Annotated in this window: 20 protein-coding genes and 1 other RNA gene; 6 read left to right on the forward strand and 15 right to left on the reverse strand. The window is 38.8% G+C overall.

What is annotated here, in order from left to right:
- Positions 1–19 precede the first annotated feature (19 nt).
- The 7 genes from DDU33_RS08860 to DDU33_RS08890 form a co-directional block, all read right to left on the reverse strand.
- Entirely contained in the window at positions 20–820 is an 801-nt protein-coding gene (locus DDU33_RS08860) for a class II glutamine amidotransferase (RefSeq protein WP_005819548.1), read from the reverse strand.
- Positions 821–903: 83 nt separating this feature from the next.
- Positions 904–1,683 carry a zinc ABC transporter permease subunit ZnuB gene (gene znuB / locus DDU33_RS08865; RefSeq protein WP_108924793.1) on the reverse strand — a complete coding sequence of 260 codons (780 nt, stop codon included), beginning with the start codon at positions 1,681–1,683 and terminating at the stop codon, positions 904–906.
- A gap of 65 nt (positions 1,684–1,748) precedes the next feature.
- Entirely contained in the window at positions 1,749–3,083 is a 1,335-nt protein-coding gene (locus tag DDU33_RS08870; protein ID WP_108924794.1) for a replication-associated recombination protein A, read from the reverse strand.
- 18 nt (positions 3,084–3,101) lie between these two features.
- Complete coding sequence (gene mreD / locus DDU33_RS08875) at positions 3,102–3,590, reverse strand: rod shape-determining protein MreD (RefSeq protein WP_005819554.1); 489 nt, start codon at positions 3,588–3,590, stop codon at positions 3,102–3,104.
- On the reverse strand, positions 3,590–4,648 hold the full coding sequence (mreC, locus tag DDU33_RS08880; RefSeq protein ID WP_039895731.1) for a rod shape-determining protein MreC: 1,059 nt from the start codon (positions 4,646–4,648) through the stop codon (positions 3,590–3,592). Before mreC ends, mreD begins: the two co-directional genes overlap by 1 nt.
- Before the next feature lie 92 nt (positions 4,649–4,740).
- Positions 4,741–5,793: a rod shape-determining protein gene (locus DDU33_RS08885; protein WP_005819560.1), complete on the reverse strand. Its 1,053-nt coding sequence runs from the start codon at positions 5,791–5,793 to the stop codon at positions 4,741–4,743.
- Between the two features lie 118 nt (positions 5,794–5,911).
- Positions 5,912–6,541, reverse strand: a complete 630-nt coding sequence (locus DDU33_RS08890; protein ID WP_005819562.1) for a LysE/ArgO family amino acid transporter — start codon at positions 6,539–6,541, stop codon at positions 5,912–5,914.
- Positions 6,542–6,641: 100 nt separating this feature from the next.
- Between DDU33_RS08890 and udk the strand changes: the two genes are divergently transcribed.
- A complete protein-coding gene (gene udk / locus DDU33_RS08895; protein WP_005819564.1) occupies positions 6,642–7,301 on the forward strand; it encodes a uridine kinase in 660 nt (219 codons plus the stop codon).
- A 1-nt stretch (position 7,302) separates the two neighbouring features.
- A complete protein-coding gene (dcd, locus tag DDU33_RS08900; RefSeq protein ID WP_108924795.1) occupies positions 7,303–7,887 on the forward strand; it encodes a dCTP deaminase in 585 nt (194 codons plus the stop codon).
- Between the two features lie 42 nt (positions 7,888–7,929).
- Here the strand turns inward: dcd and dxs are convergent, their stop codons facing one another.
- The 4 genes from dxs to pckA all read right to left on the reverse strand — a co-directional run bounded on the left by dxs (position 7,930) and on the right by pckA (position 13,538).
- The gene (gene dxs, locus DDU33_RS08905; RefSeq protein ID WP_108924796.1) at positions 7,930–9,783 is read right to left on the reverse strand and encodes a 1-deoxy-D-xylulose-5-phosphate synthase; all 1,854 of its coding nucleotides are present in this window, start codon (positions 9,781–9,783) and stop codon (positions 7,930–7,932) included.
- 84 nt (positions 9,784–9,867) lie between these two features.
- Positions 9,868–10,680, reverse strand: coding sequence for an inositol-1-monophosphatase (gene suhB, locus DDU33_RS08910; RefSeq protein WP_005819569.1), 813 nt, complete (start codon positions 10,678–10,680; stop codon positions 9,868–9,870).
- Between the two features lie 145 nt (positions 10,681–10,825).
- Positions 10,826–11,713, reverse strand: a complete 888-nt coding sequence (dapA, locus tag DDU33_RS08915) for a 4-hydroxy-tetrahydrodipicolinate synthase (protein ID WP_108924797.1) — start codon at positions 11,711–11,713, stop codon at positions 10,826–10,828.
- Positions 11,714–11,927: 214 nt separating this feature from the next.
- On the reverse strand, positions 11,928–13,538 hold the full coding sequence (gene pckA / locus DDU33_RS08920) for a phosphoenolpyruvate carboxykinase (ATP) (protein WP_005819575.1): 1,611 nt from the start codon (positions 13,536–13,538) through the stop codon (positions 11,928–11,930).
- Positions 13,539–13,765: 227 nt separating this feature from the next.
- On the opposite strand from pckA, the gene ftsB reads away from it, so the two are divergent.
- From ftsB to ffs, 4 genes are all read left to right on the forward strand, one after another.
- Positions 13,766–14,047 (forward strand): cell division protein FtsB, encoded by a 282-nt coding sequence (ftsB, locus tag DDU33_RS08925; protein ID WP_108924798.1) that lies wholly within the window; start codon positions 13,766–13,768, stop codon positions 14,045–14,047.
- Between the two features lie 9 nt (positions 14,048–14,056).
- Positions 14,057–14,734: a 2-C-methyl-D-erythritol 4-phosphate cytidylyltransferase gene (gene ispD, locus DDU33_RS08930; protein WP_108924799.1), complete on the forward strand. Its 678-nt coding sequence runs from the start codon at positions 14,057–14,059 to the stop codon at positions 14,732–14,734.
- 12 nt (positions 14,735–14,746) lie between these two features.
- Positions 14,747–15,223: a 2-C-methyl-D-erythritol 2,4-cyclodiphosphate synthase gene (gene ispF / locus DDU33_RS08935; RefSeq protein ID WP_108924800.1), complete on the forward strand. Its 477-nt coding sequence runs from the start codon at positions 14,747–14,749 to the stop codon at positions 15,221–15,223.
- Positions 15,224–15,329: 106 nt separating this feature from the next.
- An RNA gene (ffs, locus tag DDU33_RS08940) (signal recognition particle sRNA small type) lies at positions 15,330–15,427 on the forward strand.
- 41 nt (positions 15,428–15,468) lie between these two features.
- On the opposite strand, the gene dhaM is transcribed toward ffs, so the two are convergent.
- The 4 genes from dhaM to DDU33_RS08960 all read right to left on the reverse strand — a co-directional run bounded on the left by dhaM (position 15,469) and on the right by DDU33_RS08960 (position 19,779).
- Positions 15,469–15,879 (reverse strand): dihydroxyacetone kinase phosphoryl donor subunit DhaM, encoded by a 411-nt coding sequence (dhaM, locus tag DDU33_RS08945; RefSeq protein ID WP_108924801.1) that lies wholly within the window; start codon positions 15,877–15,879, stop codon positions 15,469–15,471.
- A gap of 9 nt (positions 15,880–15,888) precedes the next feature.
- Positions 15,889–16,515, reverse strand: a complete 627-nt coding sequence (gene dhaL / locus DDU33_RS08950) for a dihydroxyacetone kinase subunit DhaL (RefSeq protein WP_108924802.1) — start codon at positions 16,513–16,515, stop codon at positions 15,889–15,891.
- Positions 16,516–16,565: 50 nt separating this feature from the next.
- Positions 16,566–17,636, reverse strand: coding sequence for a dihydroxyacetone kinase subunit DhaK (gene dhaK / locus DDU33_RS08955; protein WP_108924803.1), 1,071 nt, complete (start codon positions 17,634–17,636; stop codon positions 16,566–16,568).
- Positions 17,637–17,811: 175 nt separating this feature from the next.
- Entirely contained in the window at positions 17,812–19,779 is a 1,968-nt protein-coding gene (locus DDU33_RS08960) for an LTA synthase family protein (RefSeq protein ID WP_108924804.1), read from the reverse strand.
- Positions 19,780–19,927 lie beyond the last annotated feature (148 nt).

The raw sequence follows: 19,927 nt of genomic DNA on the forward strand, positions 1-19,927 counted from the left end.
CTGTAACTCTCACGCGGTTTTATACGTGCGTTTGGTTATTTGGTAATGTACCTTCAATCTCTTCGATTAAATCACCATCTTTAAAAAAGACGTAACCACCATTTTTCATTTTGACCCAGTTTTCATTTTTAGTCAGTGGTTGGGTCGCAATAATCGTGACTTTATCCTTTTCTGTTGTGTATTGACTAAAATCGATTTCAACATCATCATCTCTCAATGCCTTACAAAATGGTGCCTTACGAGTCACATAATATAAATTGGTTGAGCAGCGTGCAATCATCCAATGCCCATTAGATAAGATAAAATTAAATACGCCTTTGGTCGCAATCTCAGAGGTAATTTCAACTACAGCATCAAAAATCTCTTTTTCGGTTGGTTTTTTATTAAATCTTTCTCTTAATTGTGAAACTAAGCAACAAAAGGCAGCCTCTGAATCCGTAGAACCAATTGGTTGATAATGACACTCTTCACAAACACCAACTCCTTCAACCGTACCATTATGAGCAAAAACCCAATTTTCTCCCCATAGCTCACGAATAAAAGGGTGTGTATTTTCTAAATTGATATCACCTCGCGTAGCTTTTCGGATATGCGAAATCACATTAAAGGATTTAATTTTAAATTCACTGACTAAATCAGCAACAGGCGATGATGCCCCTGGGCGATTATCTCGAAAAATACGCACGCCCTTTCCTTCAAAAAAAGCAATACCAAAACCGTCTGTATGATGATCTGTTAAACCTGCACGCCGACGGAAGCCTTCAAAAGAGAACGTAATATCCGTCGGTGTATTACAGTTCATTCCAAGTAATTGACACATAATTCACAATCTAAAATAAAAACAATTGCTGTGCATTTTGATAAATTCTTCAGACTAATTCAATAGAGGTAGATCAAAAAATTTTATTCTTTCTTCAATAAACTTATTAAAAAGAGCCCACCGGCACAAACAACCACGGAAGGTCCTGCTGGCGTATCTTCAATACTTGATAATAATAACCCCCCCGTGATTGCCATAACACTAAAGCAAATCGCATAAATTACCATCGACTCTGGTGTTTTTGCAAAACGGCGAGCCGTGGCTGAAGGGATTATCAGTAGAGAGGTAATAATCAATGCGCCCACAAATTTCATACTCAATGCGATCGTTAATGCAGTTAAAATCATCAATAATAAGCGTAATCTTGCCACTTTTAGCCCTTCTATTTGTGCTAACTCTGGACTTATGGTGATCGATAATAATTTTTCCCAATAAAAGCCTAAAATAGCAGCGATAAAGACAACGCCCACGGCAATAAAAATCACATCACTGAAATCAATGGCAAGTAAATCACCAAAGAGATAAGACAGTAAATCCACTCGAACATTATCAAGCAAACTGATCGTAATCACGCCCAGAGAAAGGCTACAATGCGCAATAATGCCCAATACCGTATCGACAGAATAATTGGTTTTATGTTCTAACCAAACTAATGCGAGAGCTAAGATAATTGTCATCGCAATGACGGCAATATAGGGATCGATTTGCAAAAAAATTCCTAAAGCGACACCTAATAATGCCGAATGCGATAATGTATCGCCAAAATAAGCCATTTTTCGCCAAACGACAAACGCTCCAAGTGGCGCTGTAATAAAAGAAAGGAGCAATCCTGCCAACCAAGCAGGTAATAGAATATCTAACATAGTGTTTCAAGCGGTTTGATTTGTAAAAAATTTTACCAATTTAACCGCTTCCTCGGATTAAATTATCAATAACGTTTTGTTGGACTTTGTGCATCAAGGGCTTTCAGCCACGCCATTTTTTCTTTAATTTGCTTTTCCATGCCTCGTTCGGTCGGAAAATAAAACTGCGTATTTTTTAATTCAGGAGGGAAATAATTTTCCCCAGCGGCGTAAGCATGTTCTTCATGATGAGCATAACGATACTCTTCTCCATATCCCAACGTTTTCATTAAATGGGTTGGTGCATTGCGCAAGTGTTCCGGCACATCATAATCTTTTGCTTCTTTGGCTAATCGTTTAGCTTCATTAAATGCGGTATAAACAGCATTACTTTTCGGTGCTACGGCTAAATAAATAACCGCTTGAGCAATCGCCCGTTCGCCCTCATAAGCGCCGACTCGAGTATAACAATCCCATGCGCTTAATGCGGCTTGCATTGCTCTTGGATCGGCATTACCAATATCTTCCGATGCAATGGCTAACAATCTTCGAGCGACATAAAGCGGATCGCCGCCTGCTGTGAGTATTCTCGCATACCAATACAATGCGCCATCGGGCGAAGAACCTCGGATTGATTTATGTAATGCTGAAATAAGATCGTAGTAGCGATCGCCACCTTTATCAAACCGCGCTAATCTTTCGCCAAGGATTTCTGTGAGAAGATTAAGATCAAACCGTTTTCCTGCTTCTGTTTGTGTTGCCATGTCCGACATTTGTTCTAAACAATTTAAAGCATAACGTGCATCACCATTTACGTAGTCTGCTAATAAATTGAGTACATTATCTTTTAAGACAATCTTTTCTGCCCCTAAACCTCGTGTTTTATCATTCAACGCATTTTGTAGTACTAGCAAAATATCTGCCGATTGTAATGGTTTTAAAATATAAACTCTCGCACGAGATAGCAATGCATTATTTAATTCAAAGGAGGGATTTTCGGTTGTTGCTCCAATAAAAATGATCGTGCCATCTTCAATATAAGGCAGAAAAGCATCTTGCTGGCTTTTATTAAAACGGTGTACTTCATCAACAAAAAGCAGTGTTCGTCTCCCCGTTTGGCGATTTAATTTAGCTCGTTCAATCGCTTCTCGGATCTCTTTAATGCCACTCGTTACCGCAGAAAGGCGTTCGACATCGGCATCGAAATGATAGGCGATGATTTCTGCCAGTGTCGTTTTACCGGTACCAGGAGGCCCCCAAAAGATCATAGAGTGAGGATGTTTAGATTCAATCGCTCGGCGAAGTGGCTTTCCTTCGCCGATAAGATGATGCTGCCCAATATACTCACTCAGATTTCTTGGGCGCATACGGGCTGAAAGAGGACGAAAATCCTCAGCAAAATCAAAGGAGAAACTACTCATAGATGATGTTCATAGCCCCTAACGTAATCGTAATTGGCGTCTAATTTGACGCATGAGTAAAAAGACCCAAGGCCATAAAATACCGCTAATAAATGCCCCGGCAATTTCTTGTGTATTGAACGTTGCTGCATGTAAAGTATGCTCAATGACAAAAATAAAGCCTCTAATCATAATGATATAAAGCATGACTAATAAGCCTTGTAACCATAATGATAAATTACGTAACACAAGGTGGTGTTTAGCCACAAAATATATTGAGATCGACAACACTAAGGCATGAATTCCTAAAATTGATCCTAAAATCAAATCCCATACAATACCTGCGGCAAATGCCGTGCCGACACTCACTTTATCAGGTAAAGCTAATGCCCAATAAATGAGTACCAAAATAAGCCATGAGGGTCTAAACCCTTGAAAACCAATTGGCCAAGGCATGATTTCCAAAATAAATGCGACGATAAAAATAGAGACCAAAACTAAAAGTTGAAATAACGGATTTGTACGCACTACTCCGCTCCTTGTTCTGTATGGTTATTCTGTTCTGATTCAACTTCCGGCTGCGTTGCAGGATTATCTGAAGCTTCATCCGATTGTTCAATAACATCATCTTTCTCTTTTGTATCAATCTGTTCTTTTTTCTGGGTTGAACCTTTTAAGCGTTCAAAAGGGTTTGCACTGTTACGGCGTTCTTCAACCACATCACGAACTTGTTGAGGAGAAAGCGCTTGAGTCCTGCGACCTTCTTCATTAATTGGCCAGAGTAAAAGCAAATAACGAAGGCGATCTAATGAAGCCAGAGGTTTTGCTACAATACGGGCAAATTGGCTTTTAGTATCATTCGTCACTTCTTCAACCACTGCAACAGGATAGCCTTCCGGGAAACGCCCCCCCAGCCCCGATGTGACTAATACATCTCCTTTCACAATGTCTGTTGAACGAGGGAGATTATCCACAATCAATTCATCATTATGGCCTGTACCATTTGCAATTCCTCGCACATCATTACGCAATACTTGCACAGGAATGGCATGTGTAATATCACTAATTAATAGCACACGGCTACTGGTTTCTCCCACGGAAATAACTTGTCCAACAACACCACGTTCATCAATGACAGCTTGACCTACATATGCACCGGTATTTTGCCCTTGATTGATAACCACTTGCTGGCGATAAGCATCCATCTCGGCCGTTAATACTTCCGCTATCTTCTTATATTCATCTTGACGAAGAGGAGAACTCAATAATAAACGTAAACGTTGATTTTCAACTTTCAATTGATCTAAAAGTAATAAATCTGCATTTTTCTCACGAAGTTGTTCTTTTAAAACGCTGTTTTCAAGTTGTAATTTATTAGTATCAATAAAGTTATTGCTAATGCCATCTAACACAGAACGAGGCGTATTTGCAAAATAATATAGTCCGCTAACGGCAGTTTCTAACATATTACGGATCTGAATCATGGCACTGCTTCTACCATCTAAGGCAATCAATGCGACTGAAATACTTACCGCAAAGAAAAGGCGAACTCCTAAGGAGGGTGCTTTCGCAAAAATAGGCTTCATAGAATTAACTTCTAAAAATAAAAAAAGATACGAGAAAAATAGAAAATGGACACACTCTGTTGTCCATTTCTATTTTTACTTAAAAATATGACTTAGTCATCGCTGCTAAAGACATCGCCACCATGCATGTCAATCATATCAAGAGCTTTACCACCACCGCGCGCAACGCAAGTTAAAGGCTCTTCTGCAACGATAACTGTTACACCTGTTGAATCTGAAAGCAATGCATCTAAGTTTTGTAATAATGCACCACCGCCAGTTAAAACCATACCGCGTTCAAAAATATCAGCAGCTAATTCAGGTGGGCATTGCTCTAATACTGATTTAACGGCTTCTACAATACCATTTAAAGGCTGTTCAATGGCTTCTAACACATGTCTTGAGTTTAATGTAAAGGTACGAGGTGCACCTTCTGCAAGATTGTGTCCATGCACTTCCATACTTTTCACATCATCGTCAGACTCAATTTTTGCCATTGCAATTTCTTTTTTGATACGTTCTGCGGTCGCTTCACCAATTGCAGAACCAAAATGACGGCGAACATAAGCCACAATCGCTTCATCTAATTTATCGCCACCAATACGAACTGATGTTGAATAAACGATACCGTTTAATGATAGAACCGCTACTTCTGTTGTACCACCACCAATATCAATAACCATTGACCCGGTCGCTTCGTGAACAGGCAAACCTGCACCAATAGCAGCAGCCATTGGTTCTTCAATTAAATAAACTTCACGAGCACCAGCACCAATAGCTGATTCTTTAATTGCACGGCGTTCAACCTGTGTTGCGCCTGCAGGTACGCACACTAATACACGAGGGCTTGGACGCATAAAGTTATTACTGTGAACTTGTTTAATGAAGTGCTGTAACATTTTTTCAGTCACAAAAAAGTCTGCGATTACCCCATCTTTCATTGGACGAATAGCTGTAATGCTTTTAGGCGTACGACCAAGCATAAGTTTAGCATCCGTTCCTACTGCCGCAATACTTTTTAATGAACCAATACGATCTTGACGCACTGCCACAACAGATGGCTCATCAAGCACAATGCCTTGCCCTTTTACATAAACGAGTGTATTTGCTGTACCGAGGTCAATTGATAAATCATTTGAAAATAATCCAAGAAATTTTTTAAACATATTACGGAATCCGTTTTAACAAAAGTAAAGAATTAGAATTTTAAACGCTTAGCGTACAAAAATGATGGCTAATATAGCAAAAAAAGCGGTTACTTTTCAATGAATAATTTACATTGTTTTAAAATAACTGTTTCGCTAAACCCAGCGCATAAATAATCAAACTAAATGCAATTCCATACATAATCAATCCCGTAATAAAATCAAGAATTTGCCATGTCCTACGTTTTTCAAAATAAGGTGCTAAAAAGCCTGCGCCATATCCCAAACCTAAAAACCAAATTAACGAACAAGACAATGCGCCACCTAAAAATGCTATCTTGCCAGCAAAATCTAATTTACCACCTATTGCGCCTAAAATAACCACCGTATCAATATAAACATGTGGATTAAGAAACGTAATGGCAAAAGTAATCATCAACGCTTTTTTTAAACTTAAGCGGTGATACTCTTCATTTTTTAATACTGCATTATTTTTGAATATGCTAATAAAAGAGCGACTACCATAGGTAATTAAAAAAACAGCACCTAACAGCGCAATAATCAAACTCAATACTGGTAACTGAGTAATAATCACCCCCAATCCCAATACACCGAGAGTCATTAAAAATACATCTCCGAAAAAGCATAGTAAGGCAATAGGCAAAACATGCTGTTTTAGAATTCCTTGTTTAAGTAAAAATGCATTTTGTGCACCAATTGAAACGATCAAGCCAAAACAAACGATAAACCCTTGTACAAAATATTCCATTTTTCCTCCAATTAGTGTTGATAAGCGGTCAATTATACGCAAATTTTTGCAAATTTAATGTATAATCTTTTAGATTTTATTTTAACTATTGAGAATGTATATGGCTGACATCAACGAAACTGAAAACCAATCTTGTATTGTAATTGCAATTGCAGGGGCTTCTGCTTCAGGCAAAAGTCTTATTGCATCAACAATTTATAAAGAACTTAAAGAAGAACTTGGCTCAGATGATATTGGTATTATCTCTGAAGATGCTTACTATAAAGATCAAAGCCATCTTACCATGGAAGAACGTGTGAAAACGAACTACGATCATCCAAATTCTATGGATCACCATTTATTAGTCGAACACCTCCGCCAGCTTAAACAAGGGAATGCGATCGATATTCCTGAATACGATTACGCTGAACATAACCGTAAAACGACAACAACTAAATTTGAAGCAAAAAAAATCATCATTTTAGAAGGAATTTTATTACTTACAGATGAAGAAATCCGCAATGAACTAAATGTTTCCATTTTCGTTGATGCCCCATTAGACATCTGTTTTATTCGCCGTTTACAACGTGATATGGTTGAACGTGGTAGAACTATGGAATCGGTCATTGCGCAATATCGCAAAACCGTTCGCCCAATGTTCTTACAATTTATTGAACCTTCTAAACAATATGCTGATATTATTGTACCAAAAGGTGGAAAAAACCGTATTGCAATCAATATCTTAAAAGCTCAAATCAAACAGTTATTAGGAAAAAAATAAAATGCGTTTGTGCGATACTGATATTATCCGTTATCTAGATGAAGGCATTATTGAAATATCGCCTCGCCCCTCTAATGAAAAAATTAGCGGGGCAACCGTTGATGTTCGTCTTGGTAATTCTTTCCGTATCTTCCGAGAACATTCCACGCCTTATATTGATGTGAGTGGCCCTCGTGAAGCCGTTACTGCTCAACTTGATAAAGTGATGAGTGAAGAAATTATTATTGAAGAAGGCGAAGCATTTTTTCTTCATCCGGGGGAATTAGCACTTTCGGTGACACTTGAGTCGGTTAAATTACCTTCTAATATGGTCGGCTGGTTAGATGGTCGTTCATCATTAGCGCGTTTGGGGCTTATGGTCCATGTAACCGCTCATCGTATTGACCCAGGTTGGGAAGGTCGAATCGTACTTGAATTCTTCAATGCAGGGAAATTGCCATTAGCTTTGCGTCCTAATATGGCAATTGGTGCACTCAGTTTTGAAATTCTAAGCGGACATGCTGCCAAACCGTACAATGCTCGTAAAGATGCAAAATACAAAAATCAGCAAAGTGCGGTTTCGAGCCGAATTCATGAAGATAAATGATGTAAAAAAGCGTTAGTTACCACTAACGCTTTTTCATTTACTTTAAGCAAGCATTGCTTGAATTTTCTTTTCAATCCCTTTCGCATCAAGCCCTAACATCTCATAAGCTTCTTGCTGAGTCGCTTGAGGGACAAAGTAGTCTGGAATCCCAAGCATCATAAGCGGTTTAATTTTGCCAATAGATTGCAAATATTCATTGACCGCACTTCCTGCGCCACCTTGAATTGCATTCTCTTCAAGTGTCACAAAATAATCATGATTTTCAGCTAATTCTGCAATCAAACGTTCATCTAATGGTTTAACAAAACGCATATCCACTAACGTATAATCGTATTGTTCTGCAACCGTTTTAGCTTCATTTAATAAGGCACCAAAATTCAGAATAGCAACTTTTTTACCTTCTCGTAAAATACGGCCTTTACCAATTGCTAAAGGATTCATCGGTTGAAGTTCAACTCCTTGAGCATTTCCGCGAGGATAACGAACCGCAACAGGTGTATTTAATGTATAAGCAGTATAAAGCATTTGACGCATTTCATTTTCGTCTGATGGCGTCATAATCGTCATATTTGGAATACAACGCATATAACTTAAATCAAAAGCTCCTTGGTGCGTTTGCCCATCTGCGCCTACAATCCCTGCTCTGTCTATCGCAAAAATCACAGGAAGATTTTGAATCGCAACATCATGAATGAGTTGGTCATAAGCTCGTTGTAAAAAGCTTGAATAAATAGCAACAACCGGTTTATACCCTGCAATAGCAAGCCCTGCTGCAAAAGTCACCGCATGCTGTTCTGCAATCGCCACATCAAAATATTGCTCTGGAAAACGCTTAGAAAATTCAACCATACCCGAACCTTCTCGCATAGCTGGCGTAATACCAATCAACTTGGCATCTTGGGCAGCCATTTCACACAACCAATTACCAAAAATATCTGAATATGTCGGGACATTTTTTGCTTTTGGCAATTGTCCGCTTGCCGGGTCAAATTTCGGTACGCCATGGAAGCCTATTGGGTCGTTTTCTGCCGGAGTATAACCTTTGCCTTTTTTAGTACGAATATGTAAGAACTGCGGGCCTTTTAGCTCACGCATATTACTTAACGTTTTGACTAATTCTTCAATATTATGCCCATCGACAGGACCGATATAATTAAAGCCAAGCTCTTCAAAAAGTGTACTTTCCGGCGAGAAAATAACACCTTTCATATGTTCTTCACTTTTCTTCATAAAGTTCTTGATCGTTGGCACTTTATCAAGGATTTTTTTACTGCCATCTCGCACAGTAGTATAAAGTGAACCAGAGAAGATCTGCGCTAAATGGTTATTTAATGCCCCAACGTTCTCAGAGATAGACATTTCGTTATCATTTAAAATAACCAACATATCCGTATGCAATGCCCCTGCATGATTGAGTGCTTCAAACGCCATACCAGCAGTAATCGCACCATCGCCAATCACACAAACCGTTTTACGGCCTGCATTTTCTTTTTCAGCGGCAACAGCAATGCCTAAACCAGCACTAATTGAGGTTGAAGAATGTCCTACGCTTAAGACGTCATAAACACTTTCTTCACGCCAAGGGAATGGATGAATACCGTCTTTTTGGCGAATCGTCTTAATTTGATCGCGACGTCCCGTCAAAATTTTATGCGGATACGCTTGATGTCCCACATCCCAAATCAATTGATCAAAGGGTGTTTGATAAACATAATGTAAAGCGACTGTTAATTCAACAACGCCTAATCCTGAGGCTAAATGACCACTTGATTGACTCACGCATTCAAGTAAGTAAGCACGAAGTTCATCTGCAAGCGGTTGTAATTGTTCTTTATTTAGCAAACGCAAATCTTCAGGCGAGTTGATTTTGCTTAGCAAAGGGTATGTATTTTGCATAAGTATTAAAATCCATAAAAGAGCCGCAATACATCATAAGTCAAAGCCGTATTCATACGGCTTTAACCCAAGAATATATGCTGATTAATTTTTTAGATCTTCAGTTAAGATTGGTTGAATCGTATTTAAAATTTCTTTAACCACACGAGCTTGACCAACAACAAGATTACCTGATTTTAAGTAATCTGTTCCACCGATGAAGTTAGTCACGATAGCACCTGCTTCACGTGCAATGAGTTCACCAGCTGCGCAGTCCCAAGGTTTTAAACCAATTTCAAAGAAACCATCTACACGATTTGCTGCCACATAAGCTAAGTCTAAAGCGGCAGAACCTGTGCGGCGAAAATCTGCTACACCATTATTCATTAAGCCTTCAAGCATATTTAAATGCGCAGGACGATGTTTAGGATTTTTGAAAGGGAAGCCCGTTGCAAGTACTGTACCGTCTAAATCACGGCGAGAAGTATCTACACGTAAACGGAATTCGTTTAGTTTAGCACCTTCTCCACGAACGGCGGTAAAGAGTTCATTACGAATAGGATCGTAAACTACCCCTACTGTTGTACGATTATTTTCACGAATCGCAATCGACACACAGAAATGAGGTAAACGTTTAACGAAGTTTGTTGTGCCATCTAATGGATCAATTACCCATTGTACACTGCTATTTTCGCCTTCAAGTAAACCAGATTCTTCCCCAATAATCACATGATCAGGGTATGATTTACGAATAACCTCAATAATTGCCGCTTCTGCCGCTTTATCAATTTCAGTTACATAATCATTTGTACCTTTACGAGCAACTTCCATATCTTGAGGCGCTTGCTCATAACCTTTTGCAATAATATTTCCTGCTTTTCGTGCAGCACGAATAGCAATGTTTAACATTGGATTCATATATTTCCACCAGATTTTAAAGAACAGAAAGAGCGAGGATTATAATCAAAATAAACCAATAAAGAAACTGTAAGCGGGTATTTTTCCATAAAGATTTACGAAAATAGGCACAATGATGTGCCTATTTAAGCCTCAAATTGAAGGTTTAAAGTAAACCGGCTTGTTTTAATGCCGCTAATACTTTTGGTTGAGCTTCTTCTGAAAGCGTTGTAAGCGGTAAGCGTAAAGTTGGCTCACTAATTAAACCCAGTTTATAAGCGGCCCATTTCACAGGGATTGGATTTGCTTCTACAAATAAATCATGATGCAGTGCCATTAAACGCTGGTTAATCACTTCAGCTTCATCAAATTTACCGGCTAAAGCTAATTCACACATTCTTGCCATATCTGCTGTCGCAACGTTATTTGTTACCGAAATCACGCCTTGTCCGCCTAGTTTCATGGATTCCAGACCCGTTGCATCATCACCACTTAAGAAAATAAAGTCATCACCGGCAAGTTGTTTAATGAGAGGCAAACGGCTTAAATCGCCGGTAGCTTCTTTAACGCCCACAATATTTTCAATTTTAGCTAAACGACCAATCGTTTCAGGTTTTAAATCACTTCCTGTTCTACCCGGTACGTTATATAAAATTTGAGGTAAATCGGTTGATTCCGCAATCGCTTTATAATGTAAATACATTCCTTCTTGGGTTGGCTTATTGTAATAAGGTACAACACTTAAACAACCTGCCACACCACTATTTGCAAGTAATTTCGTCATGGTAACCGCTTCACTTGTTGCATTCGAGCCAGTTCCTGCGATAACAGGAATTCGACCATCTGCAAATTCAACGGTTTTCTTGATGACTTTTACATTTTCATCAATGCTTAAAGTGGTTGACTCCCCTGTTGTTCCCACTGAAACAATAGCGTGCGTCCCCGCCTTAACATGATGTTCAACTAAATTTTTAAGTTCTGCATAATTCACTTCCCCGTGTGTCATTGGGGTAATGAGGGCTACGATACTACCGTGAAATAAAGGCATTGCCATAATCTACTCCTGTGCTCTTATTCTTATGTGCATACTGCTGATAGATTGCAAAATTACATAAAAATATGCAAGTACTTTTTTATAAAAAAGCAAAAAAGAAAAGTATGTTGTTAGATAATATTTATTTTTTTGATAAAAAATCTGCATCCTATTCACTAGACTAGTCTAATGCGTGAGATGCAGATTTTACCTTTTCTCTTAGGTTAGAATTTACTTAGAGTTTTGGACCTGCGGCAATAAGTGCTTTACCTTCCTCGTTAGTTGCATATTGCTCAAAGTTTTTCACAAAGCGACCCGCTAAATCTTCCGCTTTTGCTTGCCATTGAGCTTTATCTGCATAAGTATCACGAGGGTCTAAAATTGCAGGATCTACACCCGGTAATGCTTTTGGAATTGCCAAATCAAAAATTGGTAGTGAACCCATTTCTGCTTTTTCAATTGAGCCATCTAAGATCGCATCAATAATGCCACGTGTATCTTTAATTGAAATACGTTTACCAGTACCGTTCCAACCTGTATTCACGAGATAAGCTTCCGCACCGGATGCTTCCATACGTTTAACCAAAACTTCTGCATATCTGGTTGGGTGTAGCGATAAGAACGCTTTACCAAAACAAGCTGAGAATGTTGGTGTTGGTTCTGTAACGCCACGCTCGGTACCGGCTAATTTTGCCGTAAATCCTGATAAGAAGTAGTATTTCGTTTGTTCAGGCGTTAATTTTGATACCGGCGGTAAGACACCAAAAGCATCAGCGGTTAAGAAAATCACTTTTTTCGCATGACCTGCTTTTGAAACCGGCTCCACAATATTATCAATATGATAAATCGGATAAGATACACGTGTATTTTCGGTTTTAGATTTATCATCAAAGTCAATAGAACCGTCATCACGCACAACTACGTTTTCTAATAACGCATCACGGCGAATTGCTCGGTAAATATCCGGTTCGTTTTCTTCTGATAAGTTGATTGTTTTTGCATAGCAACCACCTTCGTAGTTGAATACGCCTTCATCGTCCCAGCCGTGTTCATCATCACCAATTAATTTACGTTTTGGATCTGTTGAAAGTGTTGTTTTACCGGTTCCTGATAGACCAAAGAACACCGCAACATCGCCATCTTCGCCTACATTAGCTGAACAGTGCATTGAAGCAATATCTTTAAATGGTAAAAGGAAGTTCATCATTGAGAACATACCTTTTTTCATCTCGCCACCGTACCAAGTACCGCCGATAAGTTGAATCGCTTCGGTTAAGTTGAAGGCAACAAAGTTTTCAGAATTCAAGCCTTGCTCTTTCCAATTTGGATTGGTAACTTTAGAACCATTCATTACCACAAAATCCGGTTGGAAATCTTTTAGCTCTTCTTCGGTCGGGCGAATAAACATATTTTTCACAAAATGCGCTTGCCACGCAACTTCAGTAATAATTCGAACCGCTAAACGATGACGAGGGCTAGCACCACAAAACGCATCAATCACAAACAAACGTTTATTCGATAATTGATGAGTAACGAGATCTTTTAAACTTTGCCATGTGGTTTGTGTCATCGGTTTATTGTCATTTTTTACTTCATCCGATGTCCACCAAACGTGATCTTTTGTTGTTTCATCATAAACGATGTATTTATCTTTTGGAGAGCGTCCCGTAAAAATCCCCGTATCCACAGCAACCGCACCGGAGGTCGTTAAACGGCCTTTCTCAAACCCTTCTAAATTAGGGTTCATCTCCTCTTCAAATAATTGTTCGTAACTCGGATTGCGGACAATCTCTTTTACATTTGTAATTCCTAATTGTGCAAGTTCTTGTTCAAGACGGTTTAACATAGCATCACCTCATTTGAATAAAAATTAAGATTTAACAACTGAGCCGATTGTAACGATTTTTCTTATAAAAAAATGCCAACTACTTCACATTTTTAGAAAGTGAGTCAATTATTTTTATTCAACTGTACGATAAAACAACACCCTCAACGCTTGAAAGTTTTTCTTTTTTGGCAAAATAACGGTAAAATTCAACCGCTTATATTCTTTAATATGTAACAGGACATAAAATGCGTTTATTAATTGTATTTTTAATCGGTTTATTGAGTTTTTTTCAATATAGTTTTTGGTTTGGTAAAAATGGTTGGTCCGATTATCAAGAAGCCACAGCAGAAGTTGCTCAGCTAAAAAAAGAACATGAGAAACTAACCGCTCGTAATGAACTGATTGAAGCCGAAATTCACGATTTAAAAACAGGCGTAAATGCATTAGAAGAACGAGCCCGGCTTGAACGAGAAATGGTTAAATCGGATGAAGTCTTTTATCGCATCGTACCTCGTTCCGGGCAATAAGGAGAGAATATGAGTCGCCAAATTGTTGCAGTAATTCCTGCTTCAGGCATTGGTAGCAGAATGAATGCCCCTCTGCCAAAACAGTACTTACCTTTATTGGGTAAAACGATTTTAGAGCACACCGTTTCTCTTTTTTTAGAACATCATCAAATAGATAAAATTGTTATCGCCGTTTCTGCCGAAGATAGCTATTATCAGGCATTAGATTTGTTACGTTCACCCAAAATTCAATTCGTTTTAGGGGGAGAGACACGAGCACATTCCGTATTTAATGCGCTACAAACCATTGATGAAGATGCTTGGGTTTTAGTACATGATGCCGCTCGCCCGTGTCTCAAGCGGTCTGATTTAGATAAACTTTTGCAAATCACGAATGAGCAAGGTGCAATTCTCGCAACCCCTGCTATTGATACCATGAAACGAGCTGAAAATGGCGTGATTTCTCATACTGAAGATCGCTCTACGCTTTGGCATGCACTCACACCACAGTTTTTCCCTGTAAAACTATTAAAACATGCGCTACATCATGCTTTTGAGAAAGGGGAATCGGTCACAGATGAAGCTTCTGCAATGGAATTGATGGGATATCATCCCCTACTCATTGCCGGCAGAAGCGATAATTTAAAAATTACTCGACCAGAAGATCTGGCTCTTGCAGAGTTCTATTTAACGCATTCAACTGAATAAGAGGATAATAACATGATTAGAATTGGTCACGGTTTTGATGTTCACGCATTTGGGCAAAATCGTCCGCTCATGATTTGTGGTGTAGAAGTGCCATATCATACTGGTTTTATCGCACATAGCGATGGCGATGTTGCGCTGCACGCTTTAACCGATGCGCTCCTTGGGGCTGTCGCATTAGGCGATATTGGTAAGTTATTTCCAGACACCAATATGCAATATAAAAATGCCGATAGCCGTAAATTATTGATTGAAGCCTACCGTCAAGTTCGAGAACAAGGCTATAAAGTAGGCAATGTTGATATCACAATCATTGCCCAAGCACCTAAAATGCGCCCTTATATCGATCAAATGCGTCAAACGATTGCCGATGATTTACAATGCGATGTGATGCAAGTGAATGTAAAAGCAACAACCACTGAAAAACTGGGTTTTACCGGCAGAGGCGAAGGTATTGCGTGTGAGGCGGTTGCCCTATTAGTAAAAAAATAAGAATGCTTATTTTATCAGCATTCTTATTTTAAGGGCTTGCCTTATCCTAAAATTTCACTATAATTGCAAGCCTTACGTTTATATTAAGCGTAATCCTATGGGGGTGTTATTGGTTCCTCGCAACGGTGTTCAGCTTACTAGGTCAGGTTCGGAAGAAAGCAGCCAGAGTTGAAATTTCTGTGTGCCGAGGGGTGCTGGTAACACCCCCACCTTTTGTCTACTATTCCCTAAACTAAAGTTATCTCTTATTTATCAGCTTGCTCTAACTTCAAGCCCGCAGCAGCATTGGCTTCTGCCAAGACTACTTGTAAGGAATCTCCGCTAGATGCTGAAACAGCTGCAGCAAAAGCGCCTTCAACTAAAGCAGCATAGCTAATTACCACATTTTTTGCCATCTCAGGATCAAGTAAATCAATAGCTATTTCTGCACTTAAAATAGCACTTCCAAGATCAACAAAAATGATAACGCCATCAGATGAATAAACTTCTTCTACGGCGGCCATAATCTTGGTTGCATCAGTTCCAATAGGATTATTTAGGTCATCAATTCCTGCTGCCACAGCAATTTTACAACCATGTCCTGCCATTTGACGGGTAATTTCTGCAACACCCTCTGCCAATTTCTCGCTATGAGAAACCAGTACTAAATTTACCATTTTACGCTCCTATTTTACTGCATCATACAAGGCTCTTAAAATATAAGTAGTCGAAGTTGCACCTGGATCTTGATGCCCTACACTACGTTCACCTAGATAACTTGCCCGACCTTTTTTTGCAATCATAGGTATCGTTGTGGCTAAACTGTCTTCTGCTTTTTTAACCGCACTTTCAAGCAATTGTGTAATAGTCTGCGATTGTTCTGATATTTCTAATTCTGCTAAAACAGGTAACCAAACATCACACATTGTCTTATCGCCTATTTCTGCTCGCCCACGGGCAATAATACCATCAACGCCGTTTTTAAGAATAGCGACAAGATCTTCTGGAGAAAGGTTTTCTTTTCCTATTGCATATTGTGAGCCTTTTATAAACAAGGTTCCATACAGTGGTCCACTTGCGCCCCCCACTTGTGAAAGCAAGGTCATTCCTACTGTTTTTAAAATAGTGCCGATATCCTTATCCGTTACCGTAGCAACTTTTTCCATTGCTTTACTAAAACCTCGTTGCATATTTAAACCATGATCGCCATCACCAATAGCTGTATCCAATTGGGTTAAATAATCACGTTGTTCACTCATAATTTGACTACAATTTTCAAGCCATTTTAATACTTGCGATTTTGTTATACTCATTACACATTTCCTTCCGAATAATTATTTTAAGGGGAATATCCCCTACATCATTATGCTCCCCAACGTAATGCCGGTGTAACTACTGGAGCATCCCATAATTCAAGAACTGAATCATCAACTTTAAGTAATGTAATTGAAATACCTTGCATATCTAATGATGTACAAAAAGAACCTATCAACTTACGCTCAATTTTCAAACCAAAGGTTGTTGCGACTTGCTCAAGTTTATTGTACACACCATAAAGCTCTGACAATGGAACTGCTCCTAGATTATTAACCAATGCGATAACACGATCTCCTTTTTGTAATGCTTTTTTGCTATCTTGCACTTCAATCCATTGGTTATTCTCACTATCCCAGCGGCGAACTGTACGTTCATAATCTCCATGAGCAATTAATGTATCGAACATTTCAGATACCGTGTTATCTAAATTTATAAATTCACGACGTTCAATCCCTGGTTCACCATGAATACCTACACCAAATTCCATTTCATTTTCAGCAAGAGTAAATGATGGTTTTCCCGCAGCCGGAACAGTGCAAGCACCAAGAGCGATACCAATTGAATGCCCAGCATTATTAAGCTGATAACCTAACTCGGCTAATTGGGTTAATGAATATCCTCTTTCGGCAGCTGCTCCCAATAATTTTTCTAAAATGACGGTATTAGCGACACCTCGGCGACCTGCAGTATAAAGGCTATCTTTAACTGCAACATCATCATCAACTAACACCGTAGCAACTTTTACTCCACTGTCCGCTAATAATTCTGTCGCAGTTTCAAAATTTAAAACATCGCCCGTATAATTTTTAATAAGTAGTAATACACCTTCTCCACTATCAACTTTTAGAGCACATTCAAACATTTGATCTGGCGTTGGAGATGTAAATATTGCCCCTGGGCAAGCACCATCTAACATACCTTTACCAACAAAGCCTGCATGCATAGGTTCATGTCCACTCCCACCACCAGAAATTAATGCGACCTTACCAGTGACCGGAGCATCCGCTCGACATACATAAACTGGTTCCATATTCAGTACTAAATCTGAATGAGCTTTGGCTAAGCCTTGTAATTGTTCATTTAATACCGTTTCCACAGAATTAATTAATTTTTTCATAAATTTTTCCTTTGTTTTAGTTAATTAAAGATGAATGCAATTTAGCAAAATTAAAACCATATTTCTGTTAACTAAGTCACAAAATAAAAAATCATAATAGGAATCTCAAAAAAAAGGTTAAAGCCTTTGATAAGGCTTTAACCTACTTTTTATCAACAAATTTCGATGACTTTATCTATTCTCCACCTTTCTGTTCAGCTTTAGGTAAACGATATAACTGGTTTTTATATAGATAACTACCTAATAACGCATGCGCTAACGCCTCTTTTTTCTGCTCTTCCGGCAGATCTTTTGCGATCAGTTTTTCATTGGCTTTGTCATATTGATAGCCTTCAGTTGGTAAATTTGGACGCATTACGATAACGTCATTATTCCCTTTTAGCATCGCTTGAGTACCATCATACTGCATAATCGCACGATCTGGGTTAACATTTTTAGTCAAATCATAGCCAATCATTGGATATTCGCCACTTACTCCGGCAAGAGAAAGTAAGGTTGTAGGAATATCAATTTGGCTCACTAAACGATTATCACGTTTTGCTTCAATCCCCTCGCCTAAAAATAGCCCAGGAATACGGAAATGTTTAATTGGCACAAGATGATCGCCCGCCGCTCGTGAGTCATGATCGGCTATGATTAAAAAGAGCGTATCTTTCCAATAATTCGATTTTTTCGCTAAATTGAAGAAATGCCCTAACGCATAATCAGCATATTTTGCCGCATTATTACGGGTTTGTTTAGGCTGTTCATAAAGTTCGATTTTTCCATCTGGGAATTCAAATGGGTCGTGATTGCTTGAACTAAAGACTAAGCTAAAAAATGGCTTGCCCTCTTGTTGTAACTGCGTGAAGGTTTCATTGGCTTTATCAAATAAATCCTCGTCACTCATACCCCAAGTCGCTTTAAATTTCGGATTGACATAATCTTTTTCATCAATAATGCGGCTGAAGCCATTTCCATAGAAGAAACTTGCCATATTATCAAAGTGCTTTTCACCACCATAAATGAATGAGGTGTCATAACCTTGACGGCGTAATAATTCCGCAATACTAAAGAAGTTATTTTGGCTCTTCGTTAATTTGACGACAGCACGAGCCGGTGTCGGCGTAAACCCTGTCGTAACGGCCTCAATACCACGCACTGAACGTGTACCTGTAGCATAGAGATTTTCAAATAACCAACCTTCTTTTGCTAAATGATCAAAGTTAGGAGTGAGTGGTTTTCCGCCTAAGGTACCAACAAATTGCGCCCCTAAACTTTCTTCCAAAATAATCACGATATTTTTAGGTTTTCCCTGATAAGTCGCTTGGTTATAAGTAAGCGTTGGGATCTCTTTTGAAATATAATCACTCGCCGGTCTGCCTCGTGCATTCTTGACACGTTCAAACATCTCTTCTTCAGACATTTTGCCGTATTGTTCCGAGGACTTTTCTTCATCTTTTAATTGTTGAACAGCATATAAAACAGAATATCCGGAACTCAACACTAAAGAATTCACTAATGGATCACTTGAAAATGCAACCATCGCAGGATTGATACCACGATGAGCAAAGCTTGAACGCCCACCGACAAAAACTAAAGCCGCCACCAATAAACCAATTAATGGACGAAATTTCCAATTAGGGTAACGGATATGTTGAACCGCCCAACCCGATAATTTCCAGTAAATGACGATCGAAAGCGCCAATACAACGAAGCTAATAATAACCGCCGTCAAATGTCCATTGATTAACATCGTTGCGACTTCTTTCGGGCTGACCAAATACTCAATAAATAAACGATTTGGACGTAAGTCAAAAGTTTCAATAAAGTTCGGTGTAGCCACTTCCATAAATAAAATGAAAATAGAACCTAAGGTTAGCCAAATGCGTAAGATGATTTGCCACACTTTTCCTAATGTATTTTGATTTAAAAACAGTGCAGTAAATAATGCAGGAATACCAAAAAGCCAGCAAAGAGCAGAAACATCTATGCGTAGCCCTTGTAAGAAAAGTTGAACCCAACCATCTACGGCTGAAACACGTTCAGATTGCCATAATGCCAATCCTAAACGAGAAATAAACAGAACGATCAAGTTGACCGCAAAGAAAAACAACACCGGAAAGAGAATAAAACGGTGAGGCGACTTATTTGATTGCTGCATAGCAACTCCAGAAGGAAATAAAGAAAAGAAAGCCCAAATTCATGTTGTGTTGAAATAGGTTTAAACCGACATAAATTCAGCATTTAAGGCACTCTTTTTACCTGAAAGTTCCTACTTTTTCAAACAGTATTTCACTGAACAAATAAAA

Origin of the sequence: Actinobacillus porcitonsillarum (genome assembly GCF_003101015.1) — a bacterium.
Taxonomy (GTDB): domain Bacteria; phylum Pseudomonadota; class Gammaproteobacteria; order Enterobacterales; family Pasteurellaceae; genus Haemophilus_A; species Haemophilus_A porcitonsillarum.

What these genes read in the sequence shown, in the direction of transcription:
- DDU33_RS08860 (WP_005819548.1), bottom strand. Translation starts at nt 820, where the DNA reads ATGTGTCAATTACTTGGAATGAACTGTAATACACCGACGGATATTACG.
- znuB (WP_108924793.1), bottom strand. Translation starts at nt 1,683, where the DNA reads ATGTTAGATATTCTATTACCTGCTTGGTTGGCAGGATTGCTCCTTTCT.
- DDU33_RS08870 (WP_108924794.1), bottom strand. Translation starts at nt 3,083, where the DNA reads ATGAGTAGTTTCTCCTTTGATTTTGCTGAGGATTTTCGTCCTCTTTCA.
- mreC (WP_039895731.1), bottom strand. Translation starts at nt 4,648, where the DNA reads ATGAAGCCTATTTTTGCGAAAGCACCCTCCTTAGGAGTTCGCCTTTTC.
- DDU33_RS08885 (WP_005819560.1), bottom strand. Translation starts at nt 5,793, where the DNA reads ATGTTTAAAAAATTTCTTGGATTATTTTCAAATGATTTATCAATTGAC.
- DDU33_RS08890 (WP_005819562.1), bottom strand. Translation starts at nt 6,541, where the DNA reads ATGGAATATTTTGTACAAGGGTTTATCGTTTGTTTTGGCTTGATCGTT.
- udk (WP_005819564.1), top strand. Translation starts at nt 6,642, where the DNA reads ATGGCTGACATCAACGAAACTGAAAACCAATCTTGTATTGTAATTGCA.
- dcd (WP_108924795.1), top strand. Translation starts at nt 7,303, where the DNA reads ATGCGTTTGTGCGATACTGATATTATCCGTTATCTAGATGAAGGCATT.
- dxs (WP_108924796.1), bottom strand. Translation starts at nt 9,783, where the DNA reads ATGCAAAATACATACCCTTTGCTAAGCAAAATCAACTCGCCTGAAGAT.
- suhB (WP_005819569.1), bottom strand. Translation starts at nt 10,680, where the DNA reads ATGAATCCAATGTTAAACATTGCTATTCGTGCTGCACGAAAAGCAGGA.
- dapA (WP_108924797.1), bottom strand. Translation starts at nt 11,713, where the DNA reads ATGGCAATGCCTTTATTTCACGGTAGTATCGTAGCCCTCATTACCCCA.
- pckA (WP_005819575.1), bottom strand. Translation starts at nt 13,538, where the DNA reads ATGTTAAACCGTCTTGAACAAGAACTTGCACAATTAGGAATTACAAAT.
- ftsB (WP_108924798.1), top strand. Translation starts at nt 13,766, where the DNA reads ATGCGTTTATTAATTGTATTTTTAATCGGTTTATTGAGTTTTTTTCAA.
- ispD (WP_108924799.1), top strand. Translation starts at nt 14,057, where the DNA reads ATGAGTCGCCAAATTGTTGCAGTAATTCCTGCTTCAGGCATTGGTAGC.
- ispF (WP_108924800.1), top strand. Translation starts at nt 14,747, where the DNA reads ATGATTAGAATTGGTCACGGTTTTGATGTTCACGCATTTGGGCAAAAT.
- dhaM (WP_108924801.1), bottom strand. Translation starts at nt 15,879, where the DNA reads ATGGTAAATTTAGTACTGGTTTCTCATAGCGAGAAATTGGCAGAGGGT.
- dhaL (WP_108924802.1), bottom strand. Translation starts at nt 16,515, where the DNA reads ATGAGTATAACAAAATCGCAAGTATTAAAATGGCTTGAAAATTGTAGT.
- dhaK (WP_108924803.1), bottom strand. Translation starts at nt 17,636, where the DNA reads ATGAAAAAATTAATTAATTCTGTGGAAACGGTATTAAATGAACAATTA.
- DDU33_RS08960 (WP_108924804.1), bottom strand. Translation starts at nt 19,779, where the DNA reads ATGCAGCAATCAAATAAGTCGCCTCACCGTTTTATTCTCTTTCCGGTG.